Origin of the sequence: Streptomyces sp. NPDC007164 (assembly GCF_040634135.1) — a bacterium.
In the GTDB taxonomy this organism is placed as follows: domain Bacteria; phylum Actinomycetota; class Actinomycetes; order Streptomycetales; family Streptomycetaceae; genus Streptomyces; species Streptomyces sanglieri.
Genome location: NZ_JBEYFB010000025.1, coordinates 83,871 through 99,306, shown reverse-complemented (window position 1 = coordinate 99,306; position 15,436 = coordinate 83,871). Strand labels below are relative to the sequence as shown.

The 15,436-nt window shown below is 70.7% G+C and carries 14 protein-coding genes; 8 read left to right on the top strand and 6 right to left on the bottom strand.

What is annotated here, in order from left to right:
* Positions 1 to 41 precede the first annotated feature (41 nt).
* Together ABZ622_RS27125 and ABZ622_RS27120 are read right to left on the bottom strand one after the other, a co-directional pair.
* Positions 42 to 1,292 carry a spermidine/putrescine ABC transporter substrate-binding protein gene (locus tag ABZ622_RS27125; RefSeq protein ID WP_360547399.1) on the bottom strand — a complete coding sequence of 417 codons (1,251 nt, stop codon included), beginning with the start codon at positions 1,290 to 1,292 and terminating at the stop codon, positions 42 to 44.
* Positions 1,293 to 1,335: 43 nt separating this feature from the next.
* Positions 1,336 to 2,850 (bottom strand): gamma-aminobutyraldehyde dehydrogenase, encoded by a 1,515-nt coding sequence (locus ABZ622_RS27120; protein WP_360547397.1) that lies wholly within the window; start codon positions 2,848 to 2,850, stop codon positions 1,336 to 1,338.
* Between the two features lie 205 nt (positions 2,851 to 3,055).
* On the opposite strand from ABZ622_RS27120, the gene ABZ622_RS27115 reads away from it, so the two are divergent.
* Complete coding sequence (locus ABZ622_RS27115; RefSeq protein WP_360547395.1) at positions 3,056 to 3,604, top strand: NADAR family protein; 549 nt, start codon at positions 3,056 to 3,058, stop codon at positions 3,602 to 3,604.
* 123 nt (positions 3,605 to 3,727) lie between these two features.
* Here the strand turns inward: ABZ622_RS27115 and ABZ622_RS27110 are convergent, their stop codons facing one another.
* A complete protein-coding gene (locus tag ABZ622_RS27110; RefSeq protein ID WP_360547393.1) occupies positions 3,728 to 4,459 on the bottom strand; it encodes a DUF4190 domain-containing protein in 732 nt (243 codons plus the stop codon).
* A 133-nt stretch (positions 4,460 to 4,592) separates the two neighbouring features.
* Here ABZ622_RS27110 and ABZ622_RS27105 point away from each other — a divergent pair, with 133 nt between their 5' ends.
* Both ABZ622_RS27105 and ABZ622_RS27100 read left to right on the top strand, forming a co-directional pair.
* Positions 4,593 to 5,627 (top strand): adenosine deaminase, encoded by a 1,035-nt coding sequence (locus ABZ622_RS27105; RefSeq protein ID WP_360547391.1) that lies wholly within the window; start codon positions 4,593 to 4,595, stop codon positions 5,625 to 5,627.
* Positions 5,628 to 5,648: 21 nt separating this feature from the next.
* Positions 5,649 to 6,353: a glycerophosphodiester phosphodiesterase gene (locus tag ABZ622_RS27100; RefSeq protein WP_360547389.1), complete on the top strand. Its 705-nt coding sequence runs from the start codon at positions 5,649 to 5,651 to the stop codon at positions 6,351 to 6,353.
* Positions 6,354 to 6,520: 167 nt separating this feature from the next.
* On the opposite strand, the gene ABZ622_RS27095 is transcribed toward ABZ622_RS27100, so the two are convergent.
* The 3 genes from ABZ622_RS27095 to ABZ622_RS27085 form a co-directional block, all read right to left on the bottom strand.
* The gene (locus ABZ622_RS27095) at positions 6,521 to 7,063 is read right to left on the bottom strand and encodes a hypothetical protein (protein ID WP_360547387.1); all 543 of its coding nucleotides are present in this window, start codon (positions 7,061 to 7,063) and stop codon (positions 6,521 to 6,523) included.
* 53 nt (positions 7,064 to 7,116) lie between these two features.
* Positions 7,117 to 8,280, bottom strand: coding sequence for an extracellular solute-binding protein (locus ABZ622_RS27090; RefSeq protein WP_360547439.1), 1,164 nt, complete (start codon positions 8,278 to 8,280; stop codon positions 7,117 to 7,119).
* 189 nt (positions 8,281 to 8,469) lie between these two features.
* Positions 8,470 to 9,909 (bottom strand): gamma-aminobutyraldehyde dehydrogenase, encoded by a 1,440-nt coding sequence (locus tag ABZ622_RS27085; RefSeq protein ID WP_360547385.1) that lies wholly within the window; start codon positions 9,907 to 9,909, stop codon positions 8,470 to 8,472.
* A gap of 178 nt (positions 9,910 to 10,087) precedes the next feature.
* Here ABZ622_RS27085 and ABZ622_RS27080 point away from each other — a divergent pair, with 178 nt between their 5' ends.
* The 5 genes from ABZ622_RS27080 (at position 10,088) to ABZ622_RS27060 (ending at position 15,300) form a co-directional block, all read left to right on the top strand.
* Positions 10,088 to 10,579 carry an Lrp/AsnC family transcriptional regulator gene (locus ABZ622_RS27080; RefSeq protein WP_176729251.1) on the top strand — a complete coding sequence of 164 codons (492 nt, stop codon included), beginning with the start codon at positions 10,088 to 10,090 and terminating at the stop codon, positions 10,577 to 10,579.
* Positions 10,564 to 11,943: an aspartate aminotransferase family protein gene (locus ABZ622_RS27075; RefSeq protein ID WP_072487209.1), complete on the top strand. Its 1,380-nt coding sequence runs from the start codon at positions 10,564 to 10,566 to the stop codon at positions 11,941 to 11,943. The genes ABZ622_RS27080 and ABZ622_RS27075 overlap by 16 nt, the downstream gene beginning before the upstream one ends.
* A gap of 275 nt (positions 11,944 to 12,218) precedes the next feature.
* Positions 12,219 to 12,956: an ATP-binding cassette domain-containing protein gene (locus ABZ622_RS27070; RefSeq protein ID WP_360547383.1), complete on the top strand. Its 738-nt coding sequence runs from the start codon at positions 12,219 to 12,221 to the stop codon at positions 12,954 to 12,956.
* Positions 12,938 to 14,122 carry a hypothetical protein gene (locus ABZ622_RS27065; RefSeq protein WP_360547381.1) on the top strand — a complete coding sequence of 395 codons (1,185 nt, stop codon included), beginning with the start codon at positions 12,938 to 12,940 and terminating at the stop codon, positions 14,120 to 14,122. The genes ABZ622_RS27070 and ABZ622_RS27065 overlap by 19 nt, the downstream gene beginning before the upstream one ends.
* Before the next feature lie 53 nt (positions 14,123 to 14,175).
* A complete protein-coding gene (locus ABZ622_RS27060) occupies positions 14,176 to 15,300 on the top strand; it encodes a Rossmann fold nucleotide-binding protein (protein WP_360547379.1) in 1,125 nt (374 codons plus the stop codon).
* Positions 15,301 to 15,436: the final 136 nt, after the last annotated feature.

Genomic DNA, 15,436 nt, shown 5'->3' with positions numbered 1-15,436 from the left:
AGTGGTGTCAGAGGGGGATCGGGGCTGGAGAGGAGCGGCGGTCAGGCGCCGATGAGCTTGGCGAACTTCTCTTCGTACGCCGTCTCTTCCTTGCTGGTCAGGGAGCGGAAGGCGTGCGACCGGGACGCCATCTCCTTGTCCGGGAGGATCAGGACGTTGTCGGCCATCGCCTGATCGATCTTGGCCAGTTCGTCGCGGACCCCGTCGACCGGGCAGACGAAGTTGATGTACGCGGCGAGCTCCGCGGCGGCCGAGGGCTCGTAGTAGTAGTCGATGAGCTTCTCGGCGTTGGTCTTGTGCCGTGCCTTCACCGGGACCAGCAGGTTGTCGCTGGATATGACGTAACCCGCGGCCGGTATCGCGTACTTGATGTCCGGGTTCCCGGCCTGGAGCTGGATGACGTCGCCGGCCCATCCGACGCAGGCGGCGATGTCGCCCTTGTCGAGGTCGGCGGTGTAGTCGTTGCCGGTGAAGCGGCGGATCTGGTTCTTGTCGACGCCCTTCTGGAGCCGTCCGATCGCGGCGTCGTAGTCGGCGTCGGTGAAGTTGCCGGGGTCCTTGCCCATGTCGAGCAGGGTCATGCCGATGGAGTCGCGCATCTCCGAGAGGAAGCTGACCCGCCCCTTGAGCTTCGGGTCGTCGAGGAGCTGTGTGACGGAGTCGACCTTGCGGCCGCCGGTCGCCTTGGAGTTGTAGGCGATGACGGCCGGGATGCCCGCCCAGGGGTAGGAGTAGGCACGGCCCGGATCCCAGTCCGGGGAGCGGAACTGGGCCGAGAGGTTGGCGTAGGCGTGCGGCAGGTTCGACGCGTCGAGCTTCTGCGCCCAGCCGAGGCGGACGATGCGGGCGGCCAGCCAGTCGGTGACGCAGATGATGTCGCGGCCGGTGTCCTGGCCGGCCGCGAGCTGCGGCTTGATCTTGCCGAAGAACTCGACGTTGTCGTTGATGTCCTCGGTGTACTTGACCTCGATCCCGGTGCGCTTGGTGAACGCCTCCAGGGTGGGCCGGTGCTTGCCGTCGTCGGTGACGTCCATGTACTCGGTCCAGTTGGAGAAGTTGATCTGCTTCTCCTGGGCCGAGTGGTCGTCGGACGCCGCGGCGGCGTCCCCCTCCCGCTTGGCGGGCGGGATGCCGCACGCGCTCAGCGTGCCCAGCCCGCCGATCGCCAGTGCCCCCATGCCGGAGGCGCGGATCAGCGATCGGCGGGTCAGTGCGCCCCGGCCGCTGGTGAGGCTGCGTCGCATCGCGGCGAGTTGGGCCGCGGAGAGACGCTCGGGCTCGTACTGCTCCATGCGCGTTGCCCTTTCGGGTGTGTGTGGCCGGGGGTCGGCCGGGTTATCGGTCCCCGAAGATCGTGCGGTGCCAGTCCTTGCGGGCGACCGCGGTGTTGTCGTACATGACGTGCTTGACCTGCGTGTACTCCTCGAAGGAGTACGAGGACATGTCCTTGCCGAAGCCGCTGGCCTTGTATCCGCCGTGCGGCATCTCGCTGATGATCGGGATGTGGTCGTTGACCCAGACGCAGCCCGCCTTGATCTCGCGGGTGGCGCGGTTGGCGCGGTACAGGTCCCGGCTCCAGGCGGAGGCGGCGAGTCCGTACGGGGTGTCGTTGGCGAGCCGGATGCCCTCGTCGTCGCTGTCGAAGGGCAGCACGACCAGGACCGGGCCGAAGATCTCCGACTGGACGATCTCGCTGTCCTGGACCGCTCCGGCGACCAGCGTCGGCCGGTAGTAGGCGCCGGCCGCCAGTTCGCCGCCGGGGGCCTCGCCGCCGGTGACGACGGTGGCGTACCCGCGGGCCCGCTCGACGAATCCGGCGACCCGGTCCCGCTGGGCGTGGCTGATCAGCGGGCCGAGGTCGGTGGACGGGTCGAAGGGGTCGCCGAGCCGGACGGTCTCCATCAGCTCCGCGACGCCCTGCACGAAGGCGTCGTACAGCGGGCGCTGGACGTAGGCGCGGGTGGCGGCGGTGCAGTCCTGGCCGGTGTTGATGAGCGCCCCGGCGACCGCGCCGTTGACCGCGGCTTCGAGGTCGGCGTCGTCGAAGACCACGAAGGGGGCCTTGCCGCCGAGTTCGAGGTGGAGGCGCTTGACGGTGGAGGTGGCGATCTCCGCGACCCGCTTGCCGACGGCGGTGGAGCCGGTGAAGGAGGTCATCACGACGTCCGGGTGGCCGACGAGGTGCTCACCGGCGTCCTTGCCGGCGCCGGTGACGATGTTGACCACACCGTCCGGGATGCCCGCCTCGGTGGCCGCCCGGGCGAACATCAGCGAGGTGAGCGGGGTGATCTCGGCGGGCTTCAGCACGATCGTGTTGCCCGCCGCGATGGCCGGGAGGACCTTCCAGGCGGCCATCTGGAGCGGGTAGTTCCAGGGTGCGATGGAGCCGACGACGCCGATCGCCTCACGGCGCACGTACGAGGTGTGGTCGCCGTCGTACTCGGCGGCCGACTTGCCCTCCAGGTGACGGGCGGCCCCGGCGAAGAAGGAGGTGTTGTCCACGGTGCCGGGCACGTCGAACTCGGTGGTGAGCTTGATCGGCTTGCCGCACTGGAGGGACTCCACGTACGCGAAGTCGTCGGCCTGCTCGGCGAGGACGGCGGCGAAGCGGTGCATCGCCTCGGCCCGCTCGGCGGGCGTCGCGCCCGACCAGCCGGGGAACGCCTCGCGGGCGGCCGCGACGGCGGCGTCCACGTCGGCGGTGCCCGCCAGCTCGTAGCTGTAGACGGTCTCTCCCGTCGCCGGGTTCACCACGTCGTGGTGACGTCCCGATGTTCCGGACCGCAGCTTTCCGCCGATGTACTGTGCGCCGTCCGCGAAGCGGTCCCGCACCTGGATGCCGTTGCCCATGACGATCTCCTCCGCCGCGCCCCGGAATGCGGGGACGGCGTAGCCTCTGCTCGATTTGAGTGCCGATCCTGGCAGAGGGGATCTACCCCAACAAGTGATTCCGTTGTTGCCTTTTGGTTACGCGACGGAATCTGTCGACCATGTGTCGCGTCGGTGCGGAAATCCCCGTACGTAGTGTCAGTGGCGGATGTCAGAATCGCATGTCATGGAACACATGAACGATCTCCTGGCTCGGAGCGCGCGGGGCGAGAAGGTGAAGTACCTGCACTTCTGGGGGCACCGCCCCCGGCCCGACGGCCGGATCGGCGCGAGCTGCCTCAGTCAGTGGTGGCCCTCGCGCTTCACGGTCGACGGTGTGACGTACGCGTCGGCGGAGCACTGGATGATGGCCGGCAAGGCGCGGCTGTTCGGCGACGCGGAGTCGGAGGCCGCGGCGGTGGCGGCGAAGAGCCCGGCCGTGGCGAAGAAGGTGGGCCGGCTGGTCCGCGGTTTCGACGACGCGGTGTGGCAGCGCGAGCGGTACGCACTGGTGGTGGCCGGCAGTGTGCACAAGTTCGGCGGCGACCCGGAGCTGCGGGAGTTCCTGCTGAACACCGGGGACCGGGTACTGGTCGAGGCGAGCCCGATGGACCGGGTATGGGGCATCGGGCTGGCTGCGGACGACCCCCGGGCGGGGGATCCGGCGAGCTGGCGGGGGCTGAATCTGCTGGGGTTCGCGCTGATGGACGCGCGGACGGAGCTGCGCGCGTCCTGAGGGGCCCGGGACGCCCGGTGGCCCGGCAGGCCGATGGCCCGGCCGCGCGGAAGCGCGGGGCCGGGCCATCGGGAGCGGGACGGACCGCGGGAGCGGCCGGAGCCCGTCCGGCGCGATCAGGGCCTACCGCGTGACGTCGACGACCAGGGACGTCGAGTACGGATCGTCGTTGTAGCCGCTGTCCTCGAATTCCTCGGCGTGGGAGACGAACAGCCAGATGAAGAAGCTGATGATCGCCACACCGAAGACGATGCCGATGGACCCCGTGATGATCCCGGCGAGCGCCTGACCGCCGTTGGTCGCCTCACCACGCTGCACCCGCTTGCGGCCCAGGATGCCGAAGATCAGCGCCAGCACGCCCAGGACCAGGCTGGGTATCCCGTAGATGCAGAACATGCAGATGGCCAGGATGCCCAGCACCATGGCCGCGGTACCCATGCCGTTGGAGGGCGGCGGACCGCCCCAGGGGGCCTGGCTGTAGCCGGGGTACGCCGGGTAGCCGCCGTACTGCGCGGGGGGCGCGGCCGGGTAGCCGTACTGGCCCGGGACCGGCGGGACCGGCTGGCCCGGTCCGTTCGGCCCGACCGGCGGCGGCGGAACCTCACCGGGGCCGGGACCGAATCCGGTGCCGGGCACGGGCCCGTTCTGCGCCGGCGCACCGAAGGCCGGCGGTGGTGTGTCGGCCGGCGCGGGGCCGTCCCCGACGCCCGGCATCGAGGTGACCGTGGGCTGGCTGTGCACAGCGGGCGGGCGGGGATCGCCGGCCTGCTTCTCCAGCGGCACCCTGCTGTCCGGCGGAGCCCACGGATCGCGCGGCGCGGCCCCGCCCTCTGGCTGCTCTGTGTTGTCTGACATGGGCCTCCCCCATCGTGGTCCCGTCATGCTACGGCCCCCCTGTGCACCGCCGGGCCCGGCCTACGATGATCCCCGTCCCCTGCCCGGCCGACCGCGCCCGGCACCCGTACCGTCCCACGCCCCGGAGAGTCCGATGACCGATCTGCACCCCTTCATCGCGGGGCTGCCCAAGGCGGAACTGCATGTCCACCATGTCGGATCCGCCTCCCCCCGCATCGTCGCCGAGCTGGCCGCGCACCACCCCGACTCCGAGGTCCCCACCGACCCGGAGGCGCTCGCCGACTACTTCACCTTCACGGACTTCGGGCACTTCATCGAGGTGTACCTCTCCGTCGTGGACCTGATCCGCACCCCGGAGGACGTCCGCCTGCTGACCTTCGAGGTCGCCCGCGACATGGCCCGGCAGAACATCCGTTACGCGGAGCTGACGGTGACCCCGTTCTCCTCGACCCGGCGCGGCATCCCCGAGCAGGCGTTCATGGAGGCCATAGAGGACGCCCGCAAGGCCGCCGAGGCCGAGCTGGGTGTCGTGCTGCGCTGGTGCTTCGACATCCCCGGCGAGGCCGGGCTCGAAGCGGCCGAGGAGACCGCCCGGCTCGCCGTGGACCTGCGGCCCGAGGGACTCGTCTCGTTCGGTCTCGGCGGTCCGGAGATCGGGGTGGAACGCCCGCAGTTCAAGCCCTACTTCGACCGGGCGATCGCCGCGGGCCTGCACTCCGTGCCGCACGCCGGAGAGACCACCGGGCCGGGGACCGTCTGGGACGCGCTGACCCATCTGCGCGCCGAGCGCATCGGTCACGGCACCAGCTCCGTCCAGGACCCGAAGCTGCTCGCCCACCTCGCCGAGCACCGCATCCCGCTGGAGGTCTGCCCGACCTCGAACATCGCGACCCGGGCCGTGGCGGACATCGAGCAGCACCCGGTCAGGGAGATGGTGGACGCCGGCGTCCTGGTCACCATCAACAGCGACGACCCGCCGATGTTCGGCACCGACCTCAACAACGAGTACGCGGTGGCCGCCCGCCTCCTCGCTCTGGACGAACGGGGTCTCGCTTCGCTGGCGAAGAACGCCGTCGAAGCGTCGTACCTCGACGCGGCGGGCAAGCGGACGCTGGCCGCCGAGATCGACACGTACACCACGAACTGGCTGGAGCGCACCGCCCGGTGACCCTGTGGTCACAATGACCCCATGGTCACCTCAGTCACCGCCGTGGCCCACCGCGGCGATCCCTACCGTGTCCGCGAGAACACCCTGCCCTCGATCCGCTCCGCGCTCGGACGAGGGGCGGACGCGGTCGAGATCGATGTGCGGCTCACCCGCGATGGTGTGCCGGTCCTGCTGCACGACGCCACGCTGAAGCGGCTGTGGGGTCATGAGGTGCGGCTGGACCGGCTGACCCACGCGGAGCTCACCGAGCTGACCCGGGGCGGTGTGCCCACCCTGCGCGAGGCGCTGCTCGCCGCCGGGGCACACCGTGTGATGGTCGATCTGCCGGGGTCCACCGACGGTTCCGTACCGAGGATCGTCGGAGTGGTGCGCGAGTGCGGGGCCGGCGAGCGGGCGTACTACTGCGCCGGACCCGGGGCGATGCTCCGGGTCAGGGCCGCCGACCCGAACGCCGAGATCGCCATGACCTGGACGACTCTCGCGCCGCCGCGCGCCACGCTGCTCGACGCGGTGCGGCCGCGCTGGCTGAACTACCGGTTCGGTCTGGTGGACCCGGAACTGACGGACCGGCTGCACCGCGACGGGCTGCTGGTCTCCGCCTGGACGGCCGACACCAGGCGGACCATGCGCCGCCTCGTCCGGCACGGCGTCGACTCGATCACCACCAACCGGGTCGACGTCCTGCACGACGTCATCGTCAACTCCCCGCCTCACAGCATCCGTTGACCGTTCCGGCGGCACGGACAACCACTCCGTGGACCGGGCGGTCGGCGACCGGGTCACCGCCATGCACCGGGCATCGTGTCGTGCGCGCACCGGCGCGGCGAGCCCGGCGCGGTGCGGGTCGCGCAGTCCGGCGCAGTGGCGCGGAAGCCCTGAGTGCGCCGGGTGACTCAGGCCGTCGCGGCGGCCGGCTCCGGGGCCGGCACCGGCACCGGCACCATGGCCTCCAGCCGCTTGATCATGCGGCGTACCACGAGCAACGGGATCACCCCGAAGACCCCGAACGACATGTCGATGACGGACCACCAGAAGGGGATGGAGCGGATGGGCCCGCAGATCAGGGCGAGCGGGATGATCCCCGCGCAGGCGATCATGCCGAATTCGACGACCCAGATGTTGCGGACCGGGTCGCGGTAGGGGCCGTGGAAGGCAACCGCGATCACCAGGTGCGCGAAGGCCAGCCAGTCGGTGCCGTACAGCACGAAGGGGTACTTCGCGTCGGCCTCGTCGAGGCCGGTGCGGACCCTGGTGATCCACTCCATCAGGGCCGGGAAGTGCTCCGGTACGGGAGAGGCCGAGGACCTCAACAGGTCCTCGGCCCAGTGGAGTTCATGGACGAGCGGAAAGGCGGTCAGCCCGCTCAGTACCAGACAGACGATAAAGACGACCAACCACACGCGTATGCGCCTCAGAAGGGCTCTTCGCTCGTTCATGTCCGCAGCGTACGCCCGGGTTTACCGGCCCTTTACGCCACCCCGGGTACGGATCACAACCCGACGATGGCGTTCCACTTCTTCGCGAACTCGGTGCGCTCCTCGGAGGTGACGTCGCGGGCGATCGCGAGCCGCTTGCGCATCGCGTCGTCGGGGAAGACCAGCGGGTCCTCGGCGAGCGCAGCGGTCTCCTCGTCCTTGGAGGAGGCCAGTACCTCGCGGGCGGCCGGGACGGGGCAGACGTAGTTGACCCAGGTCGCCAGCTCGGCGGCGACCGCCGGCTCGTAGTAGTAGTCGATGAGCCGCTCCGCGTTGCGCTTGTGGCGTGCGAGGTTGGGGATCATGAGCGATTCCGACCAGAGCTCGGCGCCCTCCTCGGGGACCACGAACTCGATCTCCGGGTTGTCCGCCTGGAGCTGGATGACGTCGCCGGAGTAGGCCTGGCAGGCGAGCACATCGCCGGTGGACAGGTCCTTGATGTAGTCGTTGCCGGTGAAGCGGCGGATGTGCCGCTTCTTCACCAGCTTCTCGACCTGGTCGCACACCCGGTAGAAGTCGTCCGGCCGCCAGCGGGTGATGTCGACGCCGTTGCCCTGCATCAGCAGGGCGAAGGACTCGTCGAGCCCGGACATCAGTGTCACCTTGCCGCGCAGGTCGTCCGCCCACAGATCGCTCAGGTGCTTGATCTCGCGGCCGAGCCTCTTGCGGTTGTAGGCGATGCCGGTGATCCCGGACTGCCAGGGGACGCTGTGCAGCCGGCCCTTGTCGAAGGCGGGCGAGCGCAGCTGCGGATCCAGGTACTTGGCGACGTTCGGCTGCTCGGCCCGGTCCATCTCCTGCACCCAGCCCAGCCGTACGAACCGGGCGGACATCCAGTCGCTGATGACGATCAGGTCCCGGCCGGTCTCCTGGTGGTTCATCAGCGCCGGGCTGATCTTCCCGAAGAACTCGTCGTTGTCGTTGATCTCCTCGGTGTACGTGACGGAGATCCCGGTCCGCCTGCCGAACGCGTCGAGGGTGGGCCGCTTCGACTCGTCCTCGTCGTCGGTGTCGATGTACAGGGGCCAGTTCGCGAAGTGCAGGCTGTGGTCGCTCGCCGAGGTGTCGCGCCCGGCGCGGTCACCGGGCTCCACATAGGCGGCGGGCACTCCACAGCCGGCCAGCGTGACACCGGCCGCCGTGGCTCCGAAGGCGCGCAGCAGGGACCGGCGGGACATGGGGTTCTTCGGGGTGGCTCGCACCTGCGCAGGATGCCGGTCGGCCGGCGGCGCGGGCAATGGACCAACCGTCCAGCGGCACCGGCTCCGTCCGCACACCCTGTCGATGCCCGGGACCGGCTCGATGCCCGGGAACGGTCACGGCCCCGGGCGGGCGCCCGGGGCCGTGACCTGCCTGCTGACGGGGTATCAGCCGTCGAGCGAGGTCATGACGTGCTTGATGCGGGTGTAGTCCTCGAAGCCGTAGGCGGAGAGGTCCTTGCCGTAGCCGGACTTCTTGAAGCCGCCGTGCGGCATCTCGGCGACCAGCGGGATGTGGGTGTTGATCCACACGCAGCCGAAGTCGAGGTTCTTGGACATCCGCATGGCGCGGGAGTGGTCCTTGGTCCACACCGAGGAGGCCAGGGCGTACTCCACGCCGTTGGCGTACTCCACGGCCTGGGCCTCGTCGGTGAACTTCTGGACGGTGATGACCGGGCCGAAGACCTCGTTCTGGACGATCTCGTCGTCCTGCTTGAGGCCGGAGACGACGGTCGGGGCGTAGAAGTAGCCCTTGTCGCCGACCCGGTGGCCGCCCGCCTCGACCTTGGCGTGGGCGGGGAGCCGCTCGATGAAGCCGCTGACCTGCTTCAGCTGGTTGGCGTTGTTGAGCGGGCCGTAGAGCACGTCCTCGTCGTCCGGCTGCCCCGTCTTGGTGTCGGCGGCGGCCTTGGCGAGCGCGGTGACGAACTCGTCGTGGATGGACTCGTGGACCAGGACGCGGGTCGCGGCCGTGCAGTCCTGGCCGGCGTTGAAGTAGCCCGCGGCGGAGATGCCCTCGACCGCCTTGGCGATGTCGGTGTCCTCGAACACGACGACCGGGGCCTTGCCGCCGAGCTCCAGGTGGACCCGCTTGACGTCCTTGGAGGCGGACTCGGCGACCTGCATGCCGGCCCGTACCGAGCCGGTGATGGAGGCCATCGCCGGGGTCGGGTGCTCGACCATCGCGCGGCCGGTGTCCCGGTCGCCGCAGATGACGTTGAAGACGCCCTTGGGCAGGATCTGGCCGATGATCTCGGCGATCAGCACGGTCGACGCCGGGGTGGTGTCGGACGGCTTGATGACGACGGTGTTGCCCGCGGCGAGCGCCGGGGCGAACTTCCAGACGGCCATCATCATCGGGTAGTTCCACGGCGCGACCTGCGCGCAGACGCCGACCGGCTCACGCCGGACGATGGAGGTCAGACCCTCCATGTACTCGCCGGCCGAGCGGCCTTCGAGCAGCCGTGCCGCACCCGCGAAGAAGCGGATCTGGTCCACCATCGGCGGGACCTCTTCGGTACGGGTCAGTTCGAGCGGCTTGCCCGTGTTCTCCGACTCGGCGGCGATGAGGTCCTCGGCCCGCTCCTCGAAGGCGTCCGCGATCTTCAGCAGGGCCTTCTGGCGCTCGGCGGGCGTGGCGTCGCGCCAGGCGGGGAAAGCGGCCGCGGCGGCATCCATCGCGGCATCGACATCGGCCTGCCCGGAGAGCGGCGAGGTCGCGTAGACCTCTTCCGTGACCGGGTTGATCACATCGATGGTCCGCCCGTCAGCGGCGTCCCGGAATTCTCCGTTGATGTAGTTGCGCAGACGGCGCACCTCGGTGGTCACAACCACCCCTCCTGTCGACACGTCCAATGGGTGAGATGCCCAGGGTAGTCGCTCGGGTGTCGCTTTCGACATGCCCAACCGCCGTGAACTTCGGATTCAGTTAGATCTGCACCCTCAAACAACGAATTTCATCGATCTGGGGTTGCCAGACAGACGAGTCCCGGTGCAGAGTGGATGCGTGGCCAGTCGCAGCGCAGACTCCAGGACCGGGAACGGATCGTCACCAGCGGTCGATGCCGTCTCCCTCGCAATCATCGAGCAGCTCCAGGAGGACGGACGCCGTCCGTACGCCGCGATCGGCAAGGCCGTCGGCCTCTCCGAGGCGGCCGTGCGCCAGCGCGTCCAGAAGCTGCTCGATCAGGGCGTGATGCAGATCGTCGCCGTCACCGATCCCCTCACCGTGGGGTTCCGGCGGCAGGCGATGGTGGGCATCAACGTCGAGGGCGACCTCGACCCCGTCGCCGAGGCGCTGTCGGCCATGGCCGAGTGCGAGTACGTGGTGATGACCGCGGGCTCCTTCGACCTGATGGTGGAGATCGTCTGCGAGGACGACGACCACCTGCTGGAAACGATCAACAAACGCATCCGGGCCCTCCCCGGCGTGCGCTCCACCGAGAGCTTCGTGTACCTGAAGCTCAAGAAGCAGACCTATATGTGGGGAACCCGATAGCCGTGAGCAAGGACCTCAGCCGAACCGCGTACGACCACCTGTGGATGCACTTCACCCGCATGTCGGACTACGAGAACGCGCCCGTTCCCACCATCGTGCGTGGCGAGGGCACCTACATCTTCGACGACCAGGGCAAGCGTTACCTGGACGGCCTGTCCGGCCTGTTCGTGGTCAACGCCGGTCACGGCCGTCACGAGCTCGCCGAGGCGGCGTACAAGCAGGGCCAGGAGCTGGGCTTCTTCCCGGTGTGGTCCTACGCCCACCCGAAGGCCGTCGAGCTGGCCGAGCGCCTCGCCGACTACGCGCCGGGCGACCTCAACAAGGTCTTCTTCACCACCGGTGGCGGCGAGGCCGTCGAGACCGCCTGGAAGCTGGCCAAGCAGTACTTCAAGCTCCAGGGCAAGCCGACCAAGTACAAGGTCATCTCGCGTGCGGTCGCCTACCACGGCACCCCGCAGGGCGCCCTGTCCATCACCGGCCTGCCGGCCCTGAAGGCCCCCTTCGAGCCGCTGGTCCCCGGCGCGCACAAGGTGCCGAACACCAACATCTACCGCGCCCCGATCCACGGCGACGACCCCGAGGCCTTCGGCCGCTGGGCCGCCGACCAGATCGAGCAGGAGATCCTCTTCGAGGGCCCGGAGACCGTCGCCGCGGTCTTCCTGGAGCCGGTGCAGAACGCCGGTGGCTGCTTCCCGCCGCCGCCCGGCTACTTCCAGCGCGTGCGCGAGATCTGCGACAAGTACGACGTGCTGCTCGTCTCCGACGAGGTCATCTGCGCCTTCGGCCGTCTCGGCACGATGTTCGCCTGCGACAAGTTCGGCTACGTGCCGGACATGATCACCTGCGCCAAGGGCATGACCTCGGGCTACTCCCCGATCGGTGCCTGCATCGTCTCGGACCGCATCGCCGCGCCGTTCTACGAGGGTGACAACACCTTCCTGCACGGCTACACCTTCGGTGGCCACCCGGTCTCCGCGGCGGTCGGCCTCGCCAACCTCGACATCTTCGAGCGCGAGGGCCTCAACCAGCACGTGCTGGACAACGAGAACGCCTTCTTCACGACGCTGCAGAAGCTGCTCGACCTGCCGATCGTCGGCGACGTCCGCGGCAACGGCTTCTTCTACGGCATCGAGCTGGTGAAGGACAAGGCCACCAAGGAGACCTTCACCGACGAGGAGACCGAGCGCGTCCTGTACGGCTTCCTCTCCAAGGCGCTGTACGACAACGGCCTGTACTGCCGGGCCGACGACCGCGGCGACCCGGTCGTCCAGCTCGCGCCGCCGCTGGTCTCCGACCAGTCGACGTTCGACGAGATCGAGGGCATCCTGCGCACCGTCCTCACGGAGGCGTGGACCAAGCTCTGACCGGCATGACGGCCGGCCGACCACGGACCGGCCGCCGGCCGGACGGCCCCGTCGCTTGACCATCGCTTGACCACTGTTCGACCGGCTTCCAGCCGTCATCCTCATACGGTCCACACGGCCCGGATGCGCCCATTCGAGTGGGAAGGGGCGCATCCGGGCCGTGTGCTGTGCGCTCACCGCGGTTCGAATCCCTACGGTGCCGAGTGACCGATCGGCCCTGGCTTCGTTCCCCCGTACGGGGGACGGGAATTACGATCTGAACCGAGGTGTACGCCATGGTGGCCCCGCCGGACAACGACGTGATCTGGGCGCGTTCCCTGCACCATTCCCACAACGGCTCACCCGCGCTCGGCGGCGTCTCCCTGGGCGTCCGCGACGGCGAGATCCTCGCCGTGACCGGTCCCCGGGGCTGTGGCAAGACCACCCTGCTGCACTGCCTGTCCGGCCAGCTGGTGCCCGAGCAGGGCGAGGTGTGGTTCAACAGCGTCCCCGTCCACACCATGGGCCCCCGGCTGCGCGAACGGCTGCGCCGCGACCGGTTCGGCTGGATCGCGCCCGAGCCCCAGCTGGTGCCCGAGCTGAACACCTGGGAGAACACCGCCCTTCCGCTGCTGCTGCGCGGCGCCTCGCACCGGGAGGCGAAGAAGACCGCCCTGGAGTGGCTGGAGCGGCTCGACATCGGCACCTGCGCCAGGCAACGACCGCACACCCTGCTCCAGGGGCAGCGCCAGCGGATCGCCGTGGCCCGCGCCCTGGCGGCCTCCCCCACGGTGATCTTCGCCGACGAACCGACCGCGACCCTGCACCGCGGCGACCGGACGCATGTGCTGCGCACCCTCACCAGCGCGGCCCGTTCGCACGGCATCACGATCGTGCTCGCCACCCACGACGCGGAGATCGCCGCCCTCGCCGACCGCACGGTCCCGCTGCTGGACGGCCGCCGCGTCGCCACCGTCGCCCTGCCCGCCGTGTCCGACACGGAGGGCCGCGCGGCGTGCTCGCTCTCCGTCTAGCCCGGGGCTCCCATCCGCTGGTCCTGCTGCGGCGGCTGCTGGTCGCCGCCGCCTCCGCCGGTGTCGGCTTCCTGCTGCTGTGCGCCCTCGGCTACGCCTCGGGGCATCCGGCACACTCCACCGGGGCCGTGCTGCGCCTGCTGTGGTGCCTCGTGCCGTTCGCCGCCACCGTCCAGTTCGCGGTCGCGGTCGCACGCACCGACCCGAGCACCCGGCCGCGCTCCGGACTGTCCGCCGTGGGCCTCGGGCCGGTCCGGCTCGCGGTGCTCGCCGCCGTCTCCACCGCCGTCTCCTGCACCCTCGGCTCGATGGTGGCGCTGCTGTTCTACCTGCATCTGCGCGGTGACCTGTCCGGGCTGCCGTTCGACGGCGCGGCGGCCGGGCTGCTCGACGCCGAGGCCCCGCTGCCGCTCGCCGCCGCGCTGGTGCTGCTGGCCCTGGTGCCGGTGGCCTCGGCGGGGGCGAGCGCGTTCGCGCTGCGCGCCGAGCCGGTCCCGGCGGCGGCCCCGGACAACGCCGCCTCGGAGGTGCTGACGGAGCCGGAGGCACCGGGTCCGGCCGCGCCGCCCACGGGGCTGCCCTGGGGCGTGGCGCTGACCTCGGCGGGCCTCGCCATCGAGGCGTACATGAGCCGGGGCGACGGCCACAGCCTGCTCCCGCTGCCCGGCAGGCTCGACGCCACCCCGGCCGGGGTGCTGGCGGGATGGACGCTGACGGCGGCCGGGCTGGCCGTGGCGGGCCCGGGGCTGGCCCATCTGTGCGGGCGGCTGCTCCAGGCGGCGCGCCCCGGCGCCGTACGGCTGCTGGCCGGCCGGGTGCTGATGGACGAGTCACGGCGGATCGGCCGCCCGCTCGGTGTGGTCTGCGCGGTACTGGCCGCGGCGGTCGCCGCCTACGCGCTGTACGGGACGCAGGCCCGCCCGCTCGGCCCGCTGACGGTGCTGGGCGCGGTCCTCGTGCTCGGCTGCACCACGGCGACGCTGCTGACCTCGGCACTGGAGGCCAGGCAGGCCCGCGAGCAGACGGCGCAGGCGCTGCTGCGGCTCGGCGCCCCGGTGTCGGCGCTGCGGGCCGCGACGGCCCTGCGCGCCACCGCGCTGCTGATCGTCTTCGCCCCGCTGACCTGGCTGATCGCGGAGCTGGCCGCACTGCCGCTGACGGTCTGAGGACGCGGGCCGCCGCAGGGCACCCGCACCCGGCGGCTACGTAGCATGACAGCGTGGACAATCCGGACGAAACCAGTCCCCCGCCCGGCCCCGAGATCGACTCGCTCGCCGCATTCGACGCGGCGGTCGCCTCGGGGTCGCTGGCCGGGCACCGGGTGCAGGCCGTCGACCTGACGGACCGCGGCGCCGCGCTGCTGGCCGCCGACACGGCCGGCGCCGTCTTCCTCGGCTGCCGGATGGAGCCGGAGGCGGCGGCGAAGGTGCGGGCCGACGGCGCGTTCGTCTTCCCGCCGGTGCCCGGACTCCCCTTCGATCCGTACCGCGGCCTGCTCTACACCCCCGACGCGCTCTACGAAGGGCTGGCGGGCGGCGGTTACGCGGCGACGCCCGACGCCCGCGCGTACCGCTGGTTCCAGCGGACCCGGGCGAACGGTGACACCTTCGCCTCGATGCTCCGGGCGCTGCACGACGACGCGGTCTCCGACGCGCTGGACGAGTTCCTCACCGGCGCCGCCGTGGTCGGGGTGATGGGCGGCCACGCGACGGCCCGCGGCAGCGCCCCATACGCCGCCGCGGCGCGGCTGGGACGGACCCTGGCTCGGGACGGTCTGACGGTGGCCACCGGTGGCGGGCCCGGCGCGATGGAGGCCGCGAACCTCGGGGCATACGTGGCGCCGCACCCCGATGCCGTGCTGGAGGAGGCCTGCGCACTGCTGGCCGCGGCCCCCTCGTTCACCCCGTCGGTCACCGACTGGGCGCTGGCCGCCTTCGATGTGCGCCGGCGCCGGCCGGGTGGCGGCGGTTCCGTCTCGATCCCCACCTGGTTCTACGGGCACGAGCCGCCGAACCCCTTCGCGGACCGCATCGCCAAGTACTTCGCCAACGCGCTGCGCGAGGACGGACTGCTCAGCCGCTCCACCGCGGGCGTGATCTTCCTGCCCGGCGCGGCCGGTACCGTACAGGAGATCTTCGACAACGCGACGCCGAACTACTACGGCTCGCTCGGCGGGCCGACCCCGATGGTGCTGGTCGGCCGCACCCACTGGACGCGCGCCCTGCCCGCCTGGCCGCTGCTGCGCGCGCTGGCCGCAGGCCGGGCGATGGAGCACCGGATCGCGCTCGTGGACACGGTGGACGAGGCCCCCGAGGCGCTGGCCCGGCTGTCGGCGAGGCCGTAGACCGGGCTGTCGGCGAGGCGGCAGGCCGGGGTCAGAAAAACGCGAGCCCGGCTGTCGGCGACACCGTAGACCGGGGTCAGAAAAACGCGAGCCCGGCTGTCGGCGAGGCCGTAGGCCGGGGTCAGAAGGACGCGAG

Bases quoted from the DNA above. Each gene is read 5' to 3' on its own strand.
- ABZ622_RS27125 (WP_360547399.1), bottom strand. From the start codon at position 1,292: ATGGAGCAGTACGAGCCCGAGCGTCTCTCCGCGGCCCAACTCGCCGCG.
- ABZ622_RS27120 (WP_360547397.1), bottom strand. From the start codon at position 2,850: ATGGGCAACGGCATCCAGGTGCGGGACCGCTTCGCGGACGGCGCACAG.
- ABZ622_RS27115 (WP_360547395.1), top strand. From the start codon at position 3,056: ATGGAACACATGAACGATCTCCTGGCTCGGAGCGCGCGGGGCGAGAAG.
- ABZ622_RS27110 (WP_360547393.1), bottom strand. From the start codon at position 4,459: ATGTCAGACAACACAGAGCAGCCAGAGGGCGGGGCCGCGCCGCGCGAT.
- ABZ622_RS27105 (WP_360547391.1), top strand. From the start codon at position 4,593: ATGACCGATCTGCACCCCTTCATCGCGGGGCTGCCCAAGGCGGAACTG.
- ABZ622_RS27100 (WP_360547389.1), top strand. From the start codon at position 5,649: ATGGTCACCTCAGTCACCGCCGTGGCCCACCGCGGCGATCCCTACCGT.
- ABZ622_RS27095 (WP_360547387.1), bottom strand. From the start codon at position 7,063: ATGAACGAGCGAAGAGCCCTTCTGAGGCGCATACGCGTGTGGTTGGTC.
- ABZ622_RS27090 (WP_360547439.1), bottom strand. From the start codon at position 8,280: ATGTCCCGCCGGTCCCTGCTGCGCGCCTTCGGAGCCACGGCGGCCGGT.
- ABZ622_RS27070 (WP_360547383.1), top strand. From the start codon at position 12,219: ATGGTGGCCCCGCCGGACAACGACGTGATCTGGGCGCGTTCCCTGCAC.